The sequence below is a fragment of the Ktedonobacter robiniae genome (genome assembly GCF_016587375.1).
GTDB lineage: Bacteria > Chloroflexota > Ktedonobacteria > Ktedonobacterales > Ktedonobacteraceae > Ktedonobacter > Ktedonobacter robiniae.
In genome coordinates, this window is the sequence record NZ_BNJG01000001.1 from 2383921 (window position 1) to 2402476 (window position 18556).

An 18556-nucleotide genomic window follows, 5' to 3' on the forward strand; every position below is an offset into this window, starting at 1 on the left:
AATTTACCCTTTTATTTTCTCTTCGAGGGTTTCGTTTTGGCGGCGGACTTTGCCTTTGCGTTTCTCGGCGTAGGCCTGGAGGCGTTCGCGAATGGCGGGGTCACCGATGGCTACTTCTTTGGCGGCGTGGATGCCAGCGTTGACCGCGCCAGCATCGCCGATGGCCATGACGGCGACGGGAGCGCCCTCTGGCATCTGGACCATGGAGAGCAGGGCGTCTATGCCTTTGAGTGCCCCTAGGTCGCGTGGGACGCCAATGACTGGCAGGTCGGCGCGCAGGTCGGCGATGTTGCCTGGCAGGTGGGCCGCGCCGCCCGCGCAGGCGATGACGACCTGGATGGAGGCTGGGAGATTCTCAATATGCTGCACGGCGGCGCGCAGGTCACGGTGGACAGAGTTGATCTGTACCAGGCAGGGGATGCCAAACTCGTAGCGCAGGATATCGACGGCCTTCATCATCAAGGGCAGGTCGGAGTCGCTACCCATGGTGACGAGGACTTTTGGCTCGCCCCGGGCGGAGTCTCCCACACCCTCGGTTGAGACCAGTACACCGTGCTCGTGGCCCAGATTCAGTGCTGCGCGCACGTTCTCGCCAGGTTGCTCTTGTTGCATATGTGGTTTCTCGCTTTTCTCAGATTATGTTTTTAGATAGTGAGGGCAGCTCTGACTTTGAGGGCTAGCTGGTAGACCTCGTCGAGGTTGTCGCCAACGACTGTTATATGCCCCATTTTGCGGTCAATACGAGTCTCGCGCTTGCCGTAGAGATGGACGAAGACGTGCTGGGGATCAAACTCCTGGCTCCAGTGAACTTCTGCTGGCCCATTGCGCTCGCCCAGGATGTTGATCATGACTGACGCGGGATAGCGCATGGTGGTTGTGCCGAGCGAGAGGTTGGTGATGGCGCGCAGGTGCTGCTCAAACTGGGAGGTGAGGCAGGCCTCGATGGTATAGTGCCCTGAGTTATGAGGGCGGGGTGCGATCTCGTTTAGCCAGAGCTTGCCGGCCTTGTCCAGGAAGAGCTCGACGCCGAAGATACCAATGCCGTGCAGCTGGTCAATGGCCTGGTGCGCGATGGCCTCGGCCTCCTTGAGCAGGGTGGCATCAATGGAAGCGGGCGCCAGGACAGCCTGGCAGATATCGCGTTCATGGATCATCTCAACGACCGGATGCGCGGCGATCTCTCCGCGTGCATTGCGCGAGATCATCAGGCCCAGTTCTTTCTCCAGATCAATGCGTTGCTCAATATAGAGTTCGCGTCCCGCCAGGTGAGCCAGGGCGCTATCAATATCCTCTGCGCTATTGATGCGCGCGTTGCCGCGTCCATCATAGGCATCTTTCTTCGCCTTGAGCACCAGGGGATAGCCCCATGTCTGGGCCAGCTCCTCAATATCGCTTCGCGAGGCTACGGAGCGGAAAGGGGCAACAGGGATACCGTGCGCGGCCAGGAACTCCTTCTGGCGGAATTTATCCTGAATTACGGCCAGAATCTGGGGTGAGGGATGAATGGTATGCCCCTCGTTCTGGAGTTGTTCAAGGGCCTCAGTGTTGATATGCTCGATTTCGTAGGTGAGGATATCACTGCGCTCGGCCAGCTTGCGTAGCGCCTGGGGATCTTTCAATCCTCCCTTGATCTGCTCGGCTACTACCGCTGCTGGTGCGTTGGGTGTAGGATCAAGTACCGTCAAGGCTTGATAGCCCATGGCCCGTCCAGCTTCACTGATCATCAGCCCGAGTTGACCACCACCGATAATACCAATATGTGTAGAGGCAACGATCTCGGCCTCTGTAGGATTCAATTGTACGTTCACTCGCCAGAATCTCCTTTGGCTTCGCCTCATATGGACGCGGCGAAGCCAGTCTTTTGCTGCTTAGCTTGTGCTACACTCTCCATCACACCTTGCCAGGTATATTCTAAGAGGATATGTTCATTCTAAGCAACCATAGGATAACATGTCAAATAGAGTATGTGTGAGGTAGATGTGATAGAATGCACAGCGTTAGTTGTATATTCCAAGAAAAGAAGAGGACTTGTTGAGGATGTCGCGTATTCCTCCTGATAATAAAATAGCCATCTCCATGGAGAATACTCCTGGTGGCGCGACGATGGAGTCACTCTTTCGCGTCATGGCACATCGGCCAGAGCTTATGCAGCCAGCGCTGCAACTGGTCGAAGCCGCGATGCGCAGTGGCACCGTAGAGCCGCAGCTAAAAGAGCTGGTGGCGATTCGCGTCTCCCAGGTCAATCACTGTTCATATTGAATGGCTGCTCATACTGCCTTGGCAAGGCAGCTGGGTGTGAAGGAAGAGTTGCTCGATGCGCTCTACCATATTGATCGCCATCGCCACCTCTTTACGGGGCGCGAGCTGGTTGCGCTACACTATGCGGAGGTCGTGACGACGAGCGCGCGCGATGTAAGCGAAGAGTTATGGGACGAGCTGCAAGAGTACTTTGACGATGGAGAGATTGTTGAGATTACGACCGTTGTCGGCCTCTTCAACTTTTTTAATCGTTTCGCGGATGCATTGAAGATTAACCCACCACCAACATAAGGAAAATAAGAGTTATGGCGAATACAGAAGAGAAATACCAGGCGCTTTTGAAAGATCTGCAAGAGCTGGCGGTCTATTTGCATGGACGCGGCGATAAAACGCTGGCGCTCTCACAACAGTTTTCGGCCAATGCACAGAAAGATCCAGGCAATCGCGACTTTGACCTTAACCAGTCGCGTATGCTGGATTATCAGCACCATATCTGGCACGAAATCGGCAACAAAGTTGACCAGTTGCTCAAACTCTACGAACGTCAGTAAGTAGCCGCGTACGCCAGTAGCGGGTTCGCCCGCTACTGGCGTACGCGGCTACTTGTTGTTTGGCAAATGTTACAGGTTACCGGAGCGGGCCTGGGTGTAGCGGTCGGTCAGATCGTCTTTGGTGCGGCTGTAGAGCTGACGACCCTGGGTGAGAGCTTCCTGTGCGCGTGCGCGAATTTCCTCGCTAAAGTTCCCCGAGCGGAGCAAGACGCCTTGCTCGTTGAGCTGCGCGCGTGTCGCCTCGCCAGATTGTGGTGCGATGAGGAGACCAATACCAACACCGATTCCGAGTCCAAGCAAGAGTCCTAAGATAAACTTCATCGCCTCTTTCCTTTCTTCCCTGCGATTGGCATATGCCAGCAAGTGATGCGTCTTCCAACGCCTGAATAGAGAAAATTCTGAGTTATATAAAAGCCTGTTTGATGACGATATAGGTTTGTGAGTATGAGCGGAATGCTTACTCGCGCCTATAGTATACATAGTATATGCGTTGCATGAATGGATTGAGACGCATATACTACCCAGAATACCTATTGAGTCTCGCGGATATGGATAGTATCATAGCCAGGCTGCTACACCAATCCTGGCTACAGTAAAACATGGCTTGGAAGCATGTAAAGGGGACCTGGCAGTGACCGAACCCACAAGCAGCAGCGCACTACTCAGGTGCATGTCGCTCGCCTGCCTCACCTCTATAGAAAGGTGTTAGATCTGGTCAAGGTGTCAGACCTGATCGATATGAATGGTTAGTGCCCCTGACCAGCTTTTTCGAGCAGCTCTTCTACTTTGTCGAGCAGGACCTGTAGCTCAAAGGGTTTGCGCAACAGGTAGACGCCGTTGTAGAGTTGAGTGTCACTCTCGATGAGCCGGGAGACCTCATCGGCCTCTAGTACGGCTGCTGTATATACGATAATGGGAATATCGCCAGTGACTGAGTCACTTTTGAGCTGCTTGAGAATATCCTGTCCGGAGATATCGCCCAATTTGAGATCAAGGATGAGAAGATCGGGCAACTGGCTTTTGACGCGTGCGACTGCGTCTCGGCCTTCTTGCAGGATCGAGACCTGGTACTGCTCGTCCTCCAGGACGCGTCGCATCAGGTGTAGCAGCTCATTTCTGTCATCAACAACTAATATCCGTTTCGTCACATCTCTTCAGTGCCATACACGAGCTAGGCCCGCTCAAGACACCGCCTCCTGCTAGCGCGAACGCACCCCTAATCCACTTCGTGTGTCTGTGAGGCACGGTTTTGCGTCTTATTGTTGTGCTATAGCATTCTGCTTGTATTGTAGTGTACCATGTTTCTCTTATCTCAACAAGGCCGCAAGGCTGACCACTAGAGACTTCCAACCCTTGCCTTGGCTCGCTACGCGAGCGCTCAGGCTCTCCTATTACATATCATACGTCAGAACCATGTCAGATAGAAACTGGTTAGGCTCAGCTGAATGGGTAATATCGTTACTTAACCATAAAGAAGATGGTTAGTAATTGTTGTAATAGGGAAAAAATTTTACGCCTACATAGGTGAGATGTACCTTGTTGTATGTACGTTTGTTTGTGCGTTGAGATGCAGAATGAAGTTGTATTAGGGAGTGCGAACCGCGAAAAATAAAAAAAAAGAATGAGCGTGGTGGGGATCGAACCCACGGCAACCCGATTAAAAGTCGGATACTCTACCACTGAGTTACACGCTCATTTCGAAGACAAGGCTATTGTAGCGTATTTTTCTCAATCTGGCAAGGGGTCTTTGTGCTCAAAACCACGATTTTTTAGCAGACTTGCACCGAATTGATAAAGATCGAAGTGGCATGCTAATCGGAGGAGAAATATTCTCTGGGATCATACTCGCTTTAAGGTTTGCCAACGCCGATACAATAGGATAATACTAAATCATCAGGGCGTTTATAGAATATATGCTACCTCCATTGCCTATGCTTCGTGCTTATATTGATGCATATAAGTGAAATAAAAGAAGGAGGTAACTATATGGAGAGACCTACGATCCCTCAAGGCGAGACGCCACAGAATCAGGGGCAACAACAGCAACAGGGAGAGACAAAGACGCTGGCCAGCATCGCCGTGCTGATACACAAGGGCGACAGTATTCTATTGAATAAGCGGGTCAATGTTCATGGAGCCGGAACCTGGGCGCCGATAGTGGGACATCCTGAGTTTGGCGAAGCATTTGAGGATTGTGCCATACGCGAAACAAAAGAAGAGACCGGCGTGACAATCAACAATGTCAAATTCCGTGTCGTTACCAACGACGTCTTCGAGAAGGAGCATAAGCACTACGCGACCATCTGGATGGAGGCAAAGTATGTTTCTGGAGAGCCACACGTGGGAGACGCCCATGAAGAATCAGAGGTAGGCTGGTTCACCTGGAATGCACTGCCAGAGCCACTCTTCCTGCCTTTGCAGCACCTGTTAGAGGGCAAGACCTATCCCTCACAAACAGTCAGCAAGGACCAGGTTGGCGAGGCCTTGCAGCCCCCGTCCATCCTTCACGACCCCCATGCCCAATAGACCTGCATTCCTCGGCTCGTTATCTTCTCTGAGAGAGTGAAGTGGCTATGTGGTGGGCATCCGCCCACCACATAGCCACTTCACTCTACTCCTTGAGCGTCGCAGGCGCGAAAGCCAATGACTTTTTGATGACCTTTGAAAAGTCGCAAAAAAAAGCGTTGACAAATCGCCAAGAGGATGGTATTATGCATCATGTCAATCGGAACCGCTTGTATGCGCAGGCGAACCGGTGGTTATTGCGAAGAGGGTACACCCGTTCCCATCCCGAACACGGTAGTTAAGCTCTTCAGCTCCAACGATACTTTGGGGGCAGCCCCACGGGAAAATAGGACACCGCCGTTTCACCCGCTCACATGGGCGGTTTCTTTTATTTCTAGCAGAGAGCATGATGGCCCTGGCAGCCTGCGGCTACCAGGGCCATCATGCTCTCTGCTAGAAATTTTTTTGACAGAACCGGGGGTGAAGCCGGTTATTTTTTGAAAAAACAGTAAAAATATATCTTTACATCTTGACGCTAATACACCTGCAAGCCCTATAATCTGAGCAATAATTATGCAACCGAGCACTTTATTAACGAGGACGATACGTATGATGCACCCCCCTTTGCTCTGCCAGACATGCGGCGCACCGAACGAACCTGCATATACTCGTTGTGCCGCTTGTGGAACTCCTCTGGCAAGTGAGAAAGAGAAGATAGATATGCCAGATGTTACCACACCTGATGCTGGACACATCTGGCTATCCTCTCAGCCACAGGAGTATTTTCTATCAGGTGGCCTGCAGGTCCAGCCTATCCCAGTTTTGCCTCCGAAGCCTCCAACACGTATGAGCCGTCGCAAGCTTCTCACGCTGGTTGGAGCTGGAGTAATTTCCATAGCCTCATTTGTGGTGGCTCATTATGTGTTGCGAATTCCGCTGTAAATTATTTAGCCAATCTCCCTCCAGACAATGTGTTTACCCGTATGAGGCATGATGGTCCTGTGTATAGTGTTGCCTGGTTCACAAAAAATACTACAAAAGATACTACCACATATCTGGCCTCCGCTAGCGCCGATCAAACTGTACAAGTGATCGATATGGAATATGATCCTGATGTATATGGTAGTTCTCCTCCTGCCTCCTATATCTACCGGGGACATAAAGACTCGGTCAACAGTGTGGCCTGGTCCCCTGATGGCACGCATTTGGCCTCTGCTTCCAGGAATGGCCTTGTGCGAATCACGAAACTCGTAGGGGGTCCCAGCAAGATAACGAGCTATTCTGAGTTTTCTGTGGTCGGTGGCGACGATGTTCTCACATATGCAGGCCATAAAGGATCGGTACATGCCGTGGCCTGGTCGCCCAATGGGAGATATCTGGCTTCCGCATCCGCCGATATAACAGTTCAGGTTTGGGATGCGACCAATGGTAAGACCATTGTAAGATACCGGGAACATAGAAATGTAGTGACATGTGTGGCCTGGTCTCCTGATGGAACCCGTCTAGCATCTGCCTCTAGCGATGGCACAGTACAGGTCTGGAACGCGACCGATGGAAGTAGGATACTTACCTATTCTGGTCATAAAGGTCCAGTGCAAGTCGTCGCCTGGTGGAAGACTCCTGGCCTCGGGTTCTGCTGATACAACTGTGCAGGTTTGGAATGCAGGAAATGGCAACCTGGCTTACACGTATCGGGGAGATACCGCGAAGGTGAATACTGTTGCATGGCCTGTTGGCTACAGAGTCAGTGGTCCAAATATATCTGGCGCTACTATCGCCTCTGGTTCTGATGATGGAACTGTGCTTGTTTGGGACGTTATAGGTCAATGACGTCTGCTTCTACATACACGGTTCCTGGTACATCAGATATCACATTCTAAAAAAAGAGGAATAACAGAACATTTTCTGTTAGCAACAGAAATGGGGATGTTGGCAGCCACGAACTGCCAACATCCCTATACCAACAGGCAGATTTTTCTTGTCCTGGCACAAACCTATTGCTAATTGGCCCTCAAGGGATGGCTGGGTGGCTGCTGGCCCATGATCCACTGTGGAGGGGGAAGCGCCTGCATGCGTGGCGGAGCCAGGATCGGCTGCATCTGGGGCTGCGGCACGGGCTTCCTGCGCTCTCGTATGCCTTCGGCGACCATGTAGAGCGCTGGCACCAGGAGTAGGGTCAGCACTGTCGAAGAGGTCAGGCCACCAATGACCACGATGGAGAGCGACTTCGACATGACGGCACTGGAATCACTGAGACCCAGGGCCATGGGGAGCAAGGCAAGAATCGTCGCGCTGGCAGTCATCAAGATGGGGCGCGCTCGCTCGCTACCGCCACGAATAACCGCGCTACGCGCGTCCAGGCCGCGCTCGCGATACTGATTTACGCGGTCGATCAAGACGATGGCATTGGTGACCACAATGCCGATAAGCATCAACAGGCCAATCAGCGAGGTCACGCTGAGCGTCGTATTGGTAAGCAGCATGAGCAGCACCGAGCCAGTAGCCGCGAAGGGAATGGAGACCAGCAGGATCAAGGGCTGGAGCAGGCTGCGTAATGTAATGGCCATAATAAAGTAGACGATGCAGATGGCCGCAAGCATAGCGATGCCTAGCTTTAGGAAAGAATCGTCCTGGCGCTGTTTGACGCCACCGAAGTTATAAGAGGCTCCTCCAGGGAGCTTTAGCTTGCTGATACGGCTCTGGACATCCGCTCCGGTCGCGCCGACATCATTGCTGGTCACCTGTGCGCTGATGGTCGCGGTACGCGTCCCATCCAGGTGTGTAACCTGGACAGGTCCCAGCGTAGTGGTGATATCGGCCACATCACTGAGCCTGACGATGTTTCCGCCAGGGGTGGGAACCAGCTGATTTTGTAGCTGATCCACACTGGTGGCGGGCGCACCAAAGTGAATCTGTACATCCTGCTGGCTATCGCCCAGGGTAATGCGTGTGGCGCTCGTGCCAGTAAAGGTGGAGCGCAGGTACTGACCAACCTGGGACGGGGTCAGGCCATATTTCCCCGCCTTGTCTGGATCAATATGGACATCGACCAGGGGCGAGGCCGCAGAGAGATTACTCTTCACATTAGCCAGGTTGGGCGTATGCAAGACTGTGTCGAAAATTTGCCGGTTAGCCTCTTCCAGGGCCTGTTCATTGGGAGCCTGGATATTGATCAGCAGGGTTGTGTCACTGGTACTATCGCTGTTGCTGAGAGTTATTTTGCTGTCAACCAGGTGCAGGCTATTGATGACCCGCTGCTGCAAATCATTCTGGTCCGTGTCCTTATCGGTGACAACGTTGTAGACCGCGCTGTTGGGGGTGCTGGAGGAGAAGAAGCTACTCTGGGCAACTGTGACCTGGTAGGTCTGAATTTCTGGGAAGCGTGCCAGGATATCCTCGACCTTCTTGACTTCGCCCTGGGCCTTCTGGATACTGGTGCCAATCGGCAATTCCTGGTTGAGGCGGAAGTTATTCTGGCTTGAGCCATCCAGGAAGGTCGTATGCAGCGTAGGGATGAGCACAAAGGTGGCATCCAGGAGAACGATAGCCGCCAGGATGGTCAGGCCGCTATTGCGCTTCTTTGTGATCCAGGCCGCAATGGGAATATAACAGCGCTCAACTGAAGAGCCCTGAGGCCGCGAAGCGGGAACAAACTCAGGCTTAGGGACGCGCAGGAACCAGTAGGCCAGCACGGGTACGATAGTGAGCGCGATTAGCAACGAGGCCAGGAGCGCCACGGCTACCGTGATGGAGAAGGGGCGGAAGAGCATGCCGACCTCGCCATTGACGAAGCCAAGCGGGAGGAAGACCGCGACCGTGGTTAAGGTCGAAGCGGTAATGGCCGAGGAAACCTCGCGCACACCCGTGTAGACTGCGCTCCTCTTCTCTTCTCCCAGTTGCAAGTGGCGATAAATATTCTCCAGCACCACAATCGAGTCGTCAATGACGCGCCCAACTGCGATGGTTAGACCGCCCAGGGTCAGGATATTCAGGGTATAGTTTCCGATCCAGAGGGCGATCAGGGCCACGACAACCGAGAGCGGAATAGAGACTGCCGCCACCAGCGTCGAACGTAGTGAGAACAGCGAGACCAGGATCACCACGATGGCGAAGAGCGCTCCAAGCAAGCCTTCATGTATCAGGCCAGTCATTGACGACTCAATAAAGGGAGCCTGGTCAAAGACGGTCATGATCTTTGTGTTGTGCCCAAGCCTCTTCTCAAGATCGGCCAGGTGATTGTGGACGATGTGTGAGATTGTTAGGCTATTGCCTGCGCTCGTCTTCGTGAGCGAGATGCCGACACTGGGCGCGCCATTGATGTGCGAGAGCGAGGTCTCGGGTTCGAGTCCCTGTTGTACATCGGCGATATCGCTGAGTCTGATTGCCTGGCTGGCGGTCGCGAGATTACTGTCGGAGGAGGTCGCGCTGGCTGTGGCTCGCGAGGCACTGATCACCAGGTCTTTGAGATCTTGCAGAGAGTTGAAGGTATTGCCCACGCGAATCGGGCGTGAGAGGTCCTGATCGACTAGGCTACCCGCGGGTAGCGTGACATTATCGGCCTGTAGGGCGGCCTGGACCTGCTCAAAGGTCACGCCCGCGCCCTGCATCTTCTGTGGATCTAGGGTAATCGTGATGACACTTGCCCTGGCCCCTGTCAGCTCAACCCGAGCGACGTTGGGAATGTCCTGTAGATCTGGCACAACGATCTGTTTAAGGGCCTGGGCCAGGTCCTGTGGTGCCTGGGATGAGGAGACACCAAGCGAAATAATGGGAATATCCGACGTACTGTACGACTGTAAAGTTGGCGTTGTACCCTTGGGCAACTGGGCCTGAACAGCGCTGAGACGCTGAGAGAGATCCTGGCGCGCCTGGGCGATGTTAGTTCCATAATCGTACGTGACGCTAATAATCGAACTGCCCTCGTTTGAAAGCGAGGTATATTGTTGCAGCCCTGGTGTGCCTTGAATGCTCTGCTCTAGCGGATTGGTCACCTCTTTCTCAACAGCCGAGGGCGAGGCCCCGGCATAGGTGGTCACAATGGTAACGACTGGCAGGTCAATCGAGGGGTATAACTCCTGTTTGAGCTGCGGGATAAGTAAGCCACCAATGAGGAGCAAGACGATGGTGACAAGCGCCATCAGCCCTTTATTGGCGAGACTAAAACGCGAAAGCAATACCATATGTACGCTCCTGATGACAGCACATCTCTATGTACGTATCCAAATATGCGTGAGTTGTCGCTCTGCCTATTCTATGCGATTCTGTATGGTATACATTGTACTCACGCAATTGGGAAAAGCTATCAACAACCTCCTAACCGGGCGTAATGTACCATGTGATTTCATTGTGTTTCTATGTGCACATGCTACAATAAGATTATAGAAGTAAGGTATGTTTGCGTGCGATGTAGGCATTCGCTCACATCGCACGCAAACATACCTTACTTCTATGCAATCTCGACGGGAGAAGTGGGATTTGGTATAATGAAGCGGTAGCGTTGTAGAACACTAGTTTCATAGCAGGAGTACGCCATGAGCGACCGCCTCGTCTCGCCAAATATCAGCGATGAGGAACAGATACTGGAAGGCAGCTTGCGACCGCGCCGTCTTGCTGAGTACATTGGTCAGGAGAAGATCAAGGAGAACCTGGGGATATTATTGGAGGCTGCACGCCGGCGCAATGAGCCTGTAGACCATGTCCTGCTCTATGGGCCGCCGGGATTGGGCAAGACAACGCTCTGTAATATCATTGCGGCCGAGATGGGCGTGAATTTGAAGACCACCGCTGGCCCCGCGATTGAGCACGCGGGCGACCTGGCTTCAATTCTGACCTCGCTGCAACCAGGCGAGGTGCTCTTTATCGATGAGGTGCATCGCCTGGCGCGTGCCGTGGAAGAGCGGCTCTACTCCGCCATGGAAGATTTCGCCCTGGACGTCGTCATTGGCAAAGGACCCAGCGCGCGCTCCCTACGCCTCTCACTGCCCCCCTTCACAGTGGTGGGAGCAACCACGCGCGTAGGATCATTGACGGCTCCCTTGCGTGACCGTTTTGGGGCTATTTATCGTATGGAATATTACGATAATACTTCATTAGAGATGATTGTGCACCGGTCAGCGGGCATCTTAAAAGTACCCGCCGACGAAGGAGGCATCAAGGAGATTGCTGGGCGTGCACGTGGCACTCCCCGTATCGTCAACCGCCTGCTCAAGCGTGTGCGCGACTATGCGCAGGTACGCGCCGATGGTTTTATTACACGCGAGGTGGCCAATAGAGCGCTTGATGCTCTCGAAGTAGACGAGATTGGCCTGGACCAGACCGACCGCAATATGCTCACGACGATCATTCAAAAGTTCAATGGGGGACCTGTGGGCCTGGATACCCTGGCGGCGAGCACGAGTGAGGATTCGGAGACTATTGAAGACGTCTATGAGCCTTACCTGCTACAGCTAGGCTTTATTGCGCGTACGCCGCGAGGGCGTGTCGCCATGCGCGCGGCCTATGAGCATCTTGGGTTGACCCCTCCGGGTGGAGAAAGTGGACCAAATTTGTGGACAGCAACACCGTAGAACAGAGAACACAACAGAGCCTACCTGATCTCAAGATCAGCGACTTTGATTATCATCTACCAAATGAACTAATCGCACAGACGCCGATTGAGCCGCGAGACTCCTCGCGGCTACTCGTCGTGAAGCGCCAGGATGAGACGCTGGCACACCAGCACTTCCGCGACATTGACGGGTATCTTCAACCCGGGGATCTCCTGATCGCCAACCAGAGCCGGGTTATCCCGGCTCGCCTGCTAGGCAAGCGTGCCGAGAGTGGTGGGGCCGTTGAGGTCCTGCTCCTGGCCGAGCGCCCAGACCTGGGACAGGACACCTGGGAGGCCCTGGTAAGGCCCGGAAGGCGCTTGCGCGAGGGCGCGCGCATCTTCTTTGGTGCTGAGACAGAGGAACAGGCACGCTTGATTGGCGAGATCCTTGAGCGCACCGAGGCGGGAGGGCGCGTTGTACGCTTCCATGTGCCAGGTCGTTCCCAGAAGCGACAAAACGATCCCTATGCCCTGCTCGATGTGCGCCAGGCCATCGACGAGATTGGGAAGATGCCGCTCCCGCCCTACATCCATGAGACCCTGGATGATCCCGAGCGTTACCAGACGGTATACGCGCGCATTCGTGGTTCGGCCGCGGCTCCCACGGCAGGCTTGCACTTTACGCCCCAACTGCTGGAGCGCCTGCGCGCCAGGGGTGTGCGTACTGGCTTTGTAACCCTGCATGTGGGCCTGGATACCTTCCGTCCCGTTGAGAGCGAGGATGTACGCGAGCATAAGATGCACAGCGAAGAGATCGAACTCGACGAGGCCACGGCCGCGCTGATCAACGAGACGCGGGCGCGCGGAGGGCGTGTAGTTGCCGTAGGCACAACTTCGGTACGCGTGCTGGAGAGTGTTGCCAGCCTGCATGAGGGGCGTATTGTGCCCTATAAGGGTCATACCCGCCTCTTTATTACTCCCGGCTATCGTTATCAGGCCGTCGATGCGCTCATCACCAATTTTCACCTGCCGCGCTCGACCCTACTGTTACTGGTCAGCGCCTTCATGACCAAGCCGCTAATGGAGCGAGCCTACCAGGAGGCCATCATCGAACGCTACCGCTTCTTTAGCTTCGGCGACGCTATGCTCATTCTCTAGAAAAAAGCAGGAAGAGGGGCCTCCCACGCGCGTGGGAGGCCCCTCTTCCTGCTTTCCTGTCGGCCCTTATGTAGAAGATTTAGGGAGAGAGAAGCAGGCGAAGAGACGTATATCATTTGGAGAGGGGGTGGTGGGGAAACGCGAAGAAGCAAAAAAATGTTGTTGCGAGAGAAGTAAAGGAGCAGGCATGAGTGAATTGACCCCTGAGCTGATTGTTGACTTGCAAATTCCCCAGGATATTCAGATCTCCCCCGATGGCAAGCGTATCGCGTATACCCTGGGCGCACTATGTAAACGTGATGAGCACGCAGAGAGCGCGATCTGGCTTGCCACAACAGATGGCGCGGAGGCGCCCCGGCAATTTACCGCGGGCGGTGTGCAGGATAAAAGCCCGCAATGGGCGCCTGACGGTAACGCGCTGACCTTCCTCTCGGATCGCGCGGAGCGTGGAACTGCTCAACTTTACCTTATTTCCGCCAATGGTGGTGAAGCGCAGGCTTTGACGCCCAGGGAGAACAAGCGCGGCGTAGAGCGGTTCGCCTGGTCTCCTGGAGGCGGCCAGATCGCCTTTACCAGTGTTGATGAGCCAGATGAGGAAGATGAGCGCCGCGAGAAGGAGCGGGACGACGCCCAGGTATATGGAGAAAAGTGGCCCTATGCGCGCCTGCGCCTGCTCTCGCTGGCATCCAGGGAGGTCAGTACGCTGGTCGCGGGTGAGCGGCACGTGGCCAACTTCGCCTGGCATCCCCAGGGGCGGGAACTGGCCTATACGACCTGGAAGACACCCGAATTAAACTCATCCATGCAGGAGACTGCTATTGAACGCATTCCCCTTGCAGGTGGAGAGCCTCAGGTGGTCTGCCATTTTGCCTATGGCGCGTCGAATCTAACCTGGTCTGCCGATGGCGAGACCTTGCTCTTTACCTCTGCCACTGCACAGCAAGATCAATCTTCCACGGCGGTCTACGCCGTTCCTGCCAGTGGAGGCGAGCCAAAACGCCTCGCAGGCGGAGAGACCAACTGCATCTTCGAATTGCAACATTTACGCGAGGATGTGCTGGTAATCGTTGCCGAGGGACTGGAGACGAAGCTCTGCAGTTTGCAGCCACAGAGCGGCGAATTGATCTCGCTCCTGCCTGACAGCAAGGCCGTGCGTGAAAGCGATATAAGCAGCGCTCACGCGTGCGTACTGGCGGATGGCCGTACCGTCGTGGCCCTGACGCGTTCATCCGCGCAAGAAGCCTTTGAGATCTGGAGTGGCGTCGCCGAAGTGGGGAAAGCGGCTCAGGAGCTACGCCAGGTCACGCATCACCAGGAGCATTTCACCGGTTTTGCGCTGGGCGAGCAGGAGGCCTTTTACTGGACCGCACCCGATGGCTGGAAGATGGATGGCATCCTCATTCGTCCGCCAGAGACCTCCACGGATCAGCCTCTACCAACGATTGTGCTGGTCCATGGTGGTCCCTATGGTCGCTGGGATCATGGGCTGCATCTGAGCTGGGGCAACTGGGCGCAATGGTTGGCAACGGCGGGCTATGCCATCCTGATGCCCAATCCACGTGGTGGCCTGGGTCATGGCGAGGAGTTCGCCGCCGCAGCCCGAGGCGATGTCGGAGGCGCCGATTTCCAGGATGTCATGTCGGCCCTGGACGCCGCGATTGAGCGTGGCATCGCCGATCCAGAGCGCCTGGGTATTGGCGGCTGGAGCCAGGGCGGCTTTATGAGCGCCTGGGCTGTGACGCAGACTACCCGCTTTAAAGCCGCCATTATGGGCGCGGGCGTCAGCGATTGGGGGATGATGGTTGTTACCAGCGATCTGCCAGCCTTTGAGCAGGCGCTGGGCGAGACTTCACCCTGGGATGGTGTTGGCCCGCACCGGCATGCGCAGCTCAGCCCTATTTCATTCGCGCAACGGGTACAAACACCTGTGTTGATCCTGCATGGTGAGCGCGATGCACGCGTCCCCTTAAGCCAGGCTATCGGCTTCCAGCGCGCGCTGCGCCATTATCAAACGCCTGTAGAAATGGTCGTATACCCCCGCGAGCCTCACGGTATTCGCGAGCGCGCCCACCAGCTTGACCTGCTCCGCCGCGTGCGCGCCTGGTATGACCGCTGGCTTCGTGCATAGCCCATTAGATGGCCTATACAAGCCTCTTTTAAAAGTAGGAGATATTCTGCTTTTCAGAGTAATCAATAATGGTGTAGTGCTCGGGCGCCAGCCCGAGCACTACACCATTATCTCCTATCTTGCGAGCGCCGCAGGCGCGAAAATGGCTTTCTAGCATATTGAAAAAGATGTAGAAATGTATTATGGTAAGTTGGAGGAGATAAAGCCTATGCAAGAAATGCACCCGGTCATGCGCGTCGCGGTTGGCTCGCACAACCCGGTGAAGGTAGAGGCCGTGCGCCAGGCCTTTGAACGGGTATGGCCTGAACAGGCCTGGGAGGTGCAGGGAGTAGAGGTGCCATCTGGCGTTAGCAATCAGCCTATGAGTGACGAAGAAAGTATTCGGGGCGCGCGCAATCGTGCGAATGGGGCTATTTCTGCCCTGGACGCGGATTATGGCGTGGGCCTCGAAGGAGGAATGCAGCACACGGGCGACCAGTGGCTGGATTGTGGCTGGATCGCGGTTATAGATCGCCAGGAGCGCAGGGGCTTGGGTTCCACCATAAAGATGGTTGTGCCGGAGCGTATGGTAAAGATGATCCATGAGGGGCTGGAGTTGGGCGAGGTCATTGACATCGTCTTTGAGCGGCAGAACAGCAAACAGGCTGAGGGCCATTTCGGCCTGATGACGCGCAACGCCCTCACACGCACAAGTGGCTATGCCGATGGCGTGGTTGCGGCCCTGGCGCGTTTCGCGCAACCACATCTCTTCACGGAGTAGTTCATGCTTGCATGGACCCTATAACTGGTAAACTCTATTTCAACAAGGATGTATATTCGTATGCAGAGACGAGTGCTCGCAGGGCTGGGAGGAGCATGGTTGCTTCTCATTGCCTTGATCGCGGTATGTGCGCCCATGGGTAACGTGGCCTGGGCGTCCAATACGAAAATTGCCTCGTGGCCTCTCTATACCCTGGGGAGGAGCGGTGAGAATATACGAGCCATTCAGTATTTGCTGAAGGACCAGGGGTATGGAGTCGATGTCGATGGAAACTATAGCCAGGAGACAGCCGACGCGGTAAAGAACTTACAGCATAAAGAGAGCCTGAGCGAGAATGGGCTGGTGGGCGCATTGACCTGGCCAAAGCTTATTAAGGCCACCAGCAGTGGCTCCCAGGGCTATACAGTGATGGCCTTGCAGCGCCAGCTCAATCAGGCCGGATTCCACCTAAACGTAGATGGCGTCTTTGGTAGCGACACGGAGAAGGCGGTGCGTGCCTATCAAAAGCAGGTGGGTCTTAGTGTCGATGGCGTGGCGGGGGTACGCACCTGGCAGTATCTCCTGGCCGCGACAGCCGCCGGGGAGAAGAAGAACGAGCCAGGGCGTCTACACATTGGTTCAACTACGCCGCCAACGCATAACAGTCCTTCCGCGACCAGTCCCACCAATCTTAGTTCCAATAGTAGCGCTCACGGTATCTTCGGCCTGGACCAGGTGCCAAGCGTTGATCCAGGCTTTATCGATAGCGTGCTGGCCTACTACAACTCGCCCGCGCGGGGAATGGGGCAGACGATCTATGATGATGGTGTGCGCTACGGAATTGATCCTGCCTTTGCCCTGGCCTTTTTCGGCCATGAAAGCACCTATGGCCTGTATGGTGTTGCTCCAGTGACGCATAGCCTGGGTAATATCCGTTGTTCGGCTGGCTACGCCTGCGAGCAGACGCAGGGCAACGGCAGCTTTCGCAAGTATAGCTCCTGGGCCGAGGGTATCGAGGATTGGTATCGCCTGATGCGCGAGGCGTACCTGGACCAGGGACACCTCTACACGGTCGCCCAGATCATCCCGGTCTACGCGCCCCAGGCCGATCACAACAATGAGCGGCTCTATATCCAGTTTATCCAGGACAACGTCCTGGCCTGGCGCGATGGGCAGATCCTGCCATAGGGCGTTATCGCAGGAGGATGCAGGTGGTGGTACCGTGAGCGTAAAGCTTGCCGCTTGCATCCGTGATGCGCCCCTCGGCGGTGGCGATGCGCCCCCCTCTATGGATAATCTTGCCTTCGGCGTACACGAGGCCAGTCTGGCTACTGAGCGCGCGCAGGTAATTGACCTTGAGTTCAATGGTGGTGTAGCCCGTGCCCAGGGGAAGCACGGATTGGACGGCGCAGCCCATGCAGGAATCAAGCAGGGTCGCGGCGACGCCACCATGTACCGAGCCAATGGGATTATAGTGGAACTCCGCTGGCTCCAGGGTAAAGATGACGCGCCCCTCCTCAACCTCGGCGAGGCGCATGTTCATCAATTCCGCGATGGGTGGAGGCGGGATCACTCCGTTTTGTAGGGCCTGTAAATATGCTAGCCCGCTCAACTGCTTGCCAAGCTCTGCACTGGCCTGTGGATCGGCCCAGGAAACATTTCGTGAGCGTACGGGTTGTTTCAGTGGTGTCTCTATCTCTTCCATAAATTCCCTCTTGCATACACAAATCCAGTTATCTGCTTCATCTTACCACGCCCAGGCACGTAAACGCGCATTGGAAGATTTGTAGGGTCCATGATTGCATGGATTTGCTTGCCCAGCAGAGCCCATGCAATCATGGACCCTACGAGGTAGCCTGTGGGGTTTCGCAGTCCCAGAGGAGGAGGGTGGCACTGTCGAGTCCGCCTTCCTCATGGACGCGGGTGAGGGCGTCGCGTGCTAGGGGGCGCAGGTCTAGAGGGCCTACCTGGCGTTTCTGGGTGAAGTGATCGTAGAGATACCACGGGTTTTCGAAGGGATGCTGGCCGAATTCGAGCAGGCCATCGGTGAGCATCAGGATGCGATTACGACCGGGACGTAGTTGGCGCGTGCCTGTGGCATAACAGGGGATGGGAAGATCAAAAGTGTTGACGTGACCAACCCATTCAAAGAAACTGCGCCGGTTGAGGGCGAATTGCCCCAGCCTGGCCAGGTCGGGATGCAGCAAATAGACGACGCAATCGCCGATGCAGAGCCACCAGAGAAATTGCTCCTTGCGTGCGCATACCAGGCAGGAGGCCTCTCCCTGGAGGCTGCGACAGCGCTTTACGAACGCAGGTGCGCTCAATGCCTGGTGGACCTGTTGCTGTAGCGCGGGGAAGGCGGTCGCAGCTGGTTGTTGCATAAGGGAGTTGACGGTCTCTTGCATGTCGGCAAAGAGATTGACGAGCAGCTCGGTGCTCTGGGCGGTTGTATGTCCATCGATCAATGCAGCGAACTCCCAGGAGGAATCGCCCACGCAGCAGAGAAAGGCCCCATCCTCATTTTTGTGCGCGCCAGAAGATGTCCTACCTCCATAGCGGCCAATGGTGACATGGCCGCAGGTCGTGACATTAGGGGTATCCAGATACATGGCCTCGCTACCGAGCCAGCGTAGCGACTCGACCTGTTTTTGAGCAAGAAGACGTTTCACAGTCTCTTAGTCCTC

General features: G+C 55.1%; 19 protein-coding genes, 1 tRNA gene, 1 rRNA gene and 1 pseudogene. 14 read left to right on the forward strand and 8 right to left on the reverse strand.

The annotated features are described in order from the left end of the window. Positions 1-3: 3 nt before the first annotated feature. Positions 4-612, reverse strand: coding sequence for a 5-(carboxyamino)imidazole ribonucleotide mutase (locus tag JMJ04_RS09960; RefSeq protein ID WP_201370360.1), 609 nt, complete (start codon positions 610-612; stop codon positions 4-6). A gap of 32 nt (positions 613-644) precedes the next feature. After that, entirely contained in the window at positions 645-1808 is a 1164-nt protein-coding gene (gene purK, locus JMJ04_RS09965; RefSeq protein ID WP_201370361.1) for a 5-(carboxyamino)imidazole ribonucleotide synthase, read from the reverse strand. A gap of 229 nt (positions 1809-2037) precedes the next feature. On the opposite strand from purK, the gene JMJ04_RS09970 reads away from it, so the two are divergent. From JMJ04_RS09970 to JMJ04_RS09980, 3 genes are read left to right on the forward strand one after another with little or no spacing between them, the layout of a single operon-like run. After that, the gene (locus JMJ04_RS09970; RefSeq protein WP_052568254.1) at positions 2038-2259 is read left to right on the forward strand and encodes a carboxymuconolactone decarboxylase family protein; all 222 of its coding nucleotides are present in this window, start codon (positions 2038-2040) and stop codon (positions 2257-2259) included. Positions 2260-2295: 36 nt separating this feature from the next. After that, a complete protein-coding gene (locus JMJ04_RS09975) occupies positions 2296-2550 on the forward strand; it encodes a carboxymuconolactone decarboxylase family protein (RefSeq protein ID WP_201370362.1) in 255 nt (84 codons plus the stop codon). A gap of 14 nt (positions 2551-2564) precedes the next feature. Continuing rightward, positions 2565-2810 carry a hypothetical protein gene (locus JMJ04_RS09980; RefSeq protein ID WP_007908803.1) on the forward strand — a complete coding sequence of 82 codons (246 nt, stop codon included), beginning with the start codon at positions 2565-2567 and terminating at the stop codon, positions 2808-2810. 69 nt (positions 2811-2879) lie between these two features. Here JMJ04_RS09980 and JMJ04_RS09985 read toward each other — a convergent pair whose 3' ends face one another. The 3 genes from JMJ04_RS09985 to JMJ04_RS09995 all read right to left on the reverse strand — a co-directional run bounded on the left by JMJ04_RS09985 (position 2880) and on the right by JMJ04_RS09995 (position 4504). Continuing rightward, positions 2880-3131 (reverse strand): YtxH domain-containing protein, encoded by a 252-nt coding sequence (locus JMJ04_RS09985; protein ID WP_201370363.1) that lies wholly within the window; start codon positions 3129-3131, stop codon positions 2880-2882. 425 nt (positions 3132-3556) lie between these two features. Beyond that, positions 3557-3958 carry a response regulator gene (locus JMJ04_RS09990; RefSeq protein ID WP_040442594.1) on the reverse strand — a complete coding sequence of 134 codons (402 nt, stop codon included), beginning with the start codon at positions 3956-3958 and terminating at the stop codon, positions 3557-3559. A gap of 474 nt (positions 3959-4432) precedes the next feature. Then, positions 4433-4504, reverse strand: a tRNA-Lys gene (locus JMJ04_RS09995). A 292-nt stretch (positions 4505-4796) separates the two neighbouring features. On the opposite strand from JMJ04_RS09995, the gene JMJ04_RS10000 reads away from it, so the two are divergent. The 6 genes and pseudogenes from JMJ04_RS10000 (at position 4797) to JMJ04_RS48650 (ending at position 7145) form a co-directional block, all read left to right on the forward strand. Beyond that, complete coding sequence (locus JMJ04_RS10000) at positions 4797-5336, forward strand: nucleotide triphosphate diphosphatase NUDT15 (RefSeq protein WP_201370364.1); 540 nt, start codon at positions 4797-4799, stop codon at positions 5334-5336. 225 nt (positions 5337-5561) lie between these two features. Further along, a 5S ribosomal RNA gene (gene rrf / locus JMJ04_RS10005) occupies positions 5562-5678 on the forward strand. Between the two features lie 249 nt (positions 5679-5927). After that, a pseudogene (locus JMJ04_RS48645) lies at positions 5928-6005 on the forward strand (DUF7577 domain-containing protein); the annotation flags it as partial. A gap of 30 nt (positions 6006-6035) precedes the next feature. After that, complete coding sequence (locus JMJ04_RS10010) at positions 6036-6257, forward strand: hypothetical protein (protein WP_201370365.1); 222 nt, start codon at positions 6036-6038, stop codon at positions 6255-6257. 41 nt (positions 6258-6298) lie between these two features. Continuing rightward, positions 6299-6955 (forward strand): WD40 repeat domain-containing protein, encoded by a 657-nt coding sequence (locus tag JMJ04_RS10015; RefSeq protein WP_420799460.1) that lies wholly within the window; start codon positions 6299-6301, stop codon positions 6953-6955. Next, positions 6867-7145: a WD40 repeat domain-containing protein gene (locus JMJ04_RS48650; protein WP_420799461.1), complete on the forward strand. Its 279-nt coding sequence runs from the start codon at positions 6867-6869 to the stop codon at positions 7143-7145. The genes JMJ04_RS10015 and JMJ04_RS48650 overlap by 89 nt, the downstream gene beginning before the upstream one ends. 170 nt (positions 7146-7315) lie before the next feature. Here the strand turns inward: JMJ04_RS48650 and JMJ04_RS10025 are convergent, their stop codons facing one another. After that, positions 7316-10495 (reverse strand): efflux RND transporter permease subunit, encoded by a 3180-nt coding sequence (locus JMJ04_RS10025; RefSeq protein ID WP_201370368.1) that lies wholly within the window; start codon positions 10493-10495, stop codon positions 7316-7318. 351 nt (positions 10496-10846) lie between these two features. Here JMJ04_RS10025 and ruvB point away from each other — a divergent pair, with 351 nt between their 5' ends. The 5 genes from ruvB to JMJ04_RS10050 all read left to right on the forward strand — a co-directional run bounded on the left by ruvB (position 10847) and on the right by JMJ04_RS10050 (position 17057). Continuing rightward, a complete protein-coding gene (gene ruvB / locus JMJ04_RS10030; RefSeq protein WP_201370369.1) occupies positions 10847-11881 on the forward strand; it encodes a Holliday junction branch migration DNA helicase RuvB in 1035 nt (344 codons plus the stop codon). Next, a complete protein-coding gene (gene queA / locus JMJ04_RS10035) occupies positions 11863-13002 on the forward strand; it encodes a tRNA preQ1(34) S-adenosylmethionine ribosyltransferase-isomerase QueA (protein WP_201370370.1) in 1140 nt (379 codons plus the stop codon). Before ruvB ends, queA begins: the two co-directional genes overlap by 19 nt. Positions 13003-13189: 187 nt before the next feature. After that, the gene (locus tag JMJ04_RS10040; RefSeq protein ID WP_201370371.1) at positions 13190-15130 is read left to right on the forward strand and encodes a S9 family peptidase; all 1941 of its coding nucleotides are present in this window, start codon (positions 13190-13192) and stop codon (positions 15128-15130) included. Between the two features lie 208 nt (positions 15131-15338). Then, on the forward strand, positions 15339-15890 hold the full coding sequence (gene yjjX / locus JMJ04_RS10045) for an inosine/xanthosine triphosphatase (protein WP_201370372.1): 552 nt from the start codon (positions 15339-15341) through the stop codon (positions 15888-15890). Positions 15891-15950: 60 nt separating this feature from the next. Beyond that, entirely contained in the window at positions 15951-17057 is a 1107-nt protein-coding gene (locus JMJ04_RS10050) for a peptidoglycan-binding protein (protein ID WP_201370373.1), read from the forward strand. Between the two features lie 4 nt (positions 17058-17061). Here JMJ04_RS10050 and JMJ04_RS10055 read toward each other — a convergent pair whose 3' ends face one another. Both JMJ04_RS10055 and JMJ04_RS10060 read right to left on the reverse strand, forming a co-directional pair. Further along, positions 17062-17574, reverse strand: coding sequence for a PaaI family thioesterase (locus JMJ04_RS10055; RefSeq protein ID WP_201370374.1), 513 nt, complete (start codon positions 17572-17574; stop codon positions 17062-17064). Positions 17575-17713: 139 nt separating this feature from the next. Further along, positions 17714-18541, reverse strand: a complete 828-nt coding sequence (locus JMJ04_RS10060; protein ID WP_201370375.1) for a PP2C family serine/threonine-protein phosphatase — start codon at positions 18539-18541, stop codon at positions 17714-17716. Positions 18542-18556: the final 15 nt, after the last annotated feature.

Excerpts from the sequence above, each read along its gene's own strand:
- JMJ04_RS09960 (WP_201370360.1), bottom strand. The coding sequence starts at position 612 with ATGCAACAAGAGCAACCTGGCGAGAACGTGCGCGCAGCACTGAATCTG.
- JMJ04_RS09970 (WP_052568254.1), top strand. The coding sequence starts at position 2,038 with ATGTCGCGTATTCCTCCTGATAATAAAATAGCCATCTCCATGGAGAAT.
- JMJ04_RS09980 (WP_007908803.1), top strand. The coding sequence starts at position 2,565 with ATGGCGAATACAGAAGAGAAATACCAGGCGCTTTTGAAAGATCTGCAA.
- JMJ04_RS09985 (WP_201370363.1), bottom strand. The coding sequence starts at position 3,131 with ATGAAGTTTATCTTAGGACTCTTGCTTGGACTCGGAATCGGTGTTGGT.
- JMJ04_RS10000 (WP_201370364.1), top strand. The coding sequence starts at position 4,797 with ATGGAGAGACCTACGATCCCTCAAGGCGAGACGCCACAGAATCAGGGG.
- JMJ04_RS10010 (WP_201370365.1), top strand. The coding sequence starts at position 6,036 with ATGCCAGATGTTACCACACCTGATGCTGGACACATCTGGCTATCCTCT.
- JMJ04_RS10015 (WP_420799460.1), top strand. The coding sequence starts at position 6,299 with ATGAGGCATGATGGTCCTGTGTATAGTGTTGCCTGGTTCACAAAAAAT.
- JMJ04_RS48650 (WP_420799461.1), top strand. The coding sequence starts at position 6,867 with ATGGAAGTAGGATACTTACCTATTCTGGTCATAAAGGTCCAGTGCAAG.
- JMJ04_RS10025 (WP_201370368.1), bottom strand. The coding sequence starts at position 10,495 with ATGGTATTGCTTTCGCGTTTTAGTCTCGCCAATAAAGGGCTGATGGCG.
- ruvB (WP_201370369.1), top strand. The coding sequence starts at position 10,847 with ATGAGCGACCGCCTCGTCTCGCCAAATATCAGCGATGAGGAACAGATA.
- JMJ04_RS10040 (WP_201370371.1), top strand. The coding sequence starts at position 13,190 with ATGAGTGAATTGACCCCTGAGCTGATTGTTGACTTGCAAATTCCCCAG.
- yjjX (WP_201370372.1), top strand. The coding sequence starts at position 15,339 with ATGCAAGAAATGCACCCGGTCATGCGCGTCGCGGTTGGCTCGCACAAC.
- JMJ04_RS10050 (WP_201370373.1), top strand. The coding sequence starts at position 15,951 with ATGCAGAGACGAGTGCTCGCAGGGCTGGGAGGAGCATGGTTGCTTCTC.
- JMJ04_RS10055 (WP_201370374.1), bottom strand. The coding sequence starts at position 17,574 with ATGGAAGAGATAGAGACACCACTGAAACAACCCGTACGCTCACGAAAT.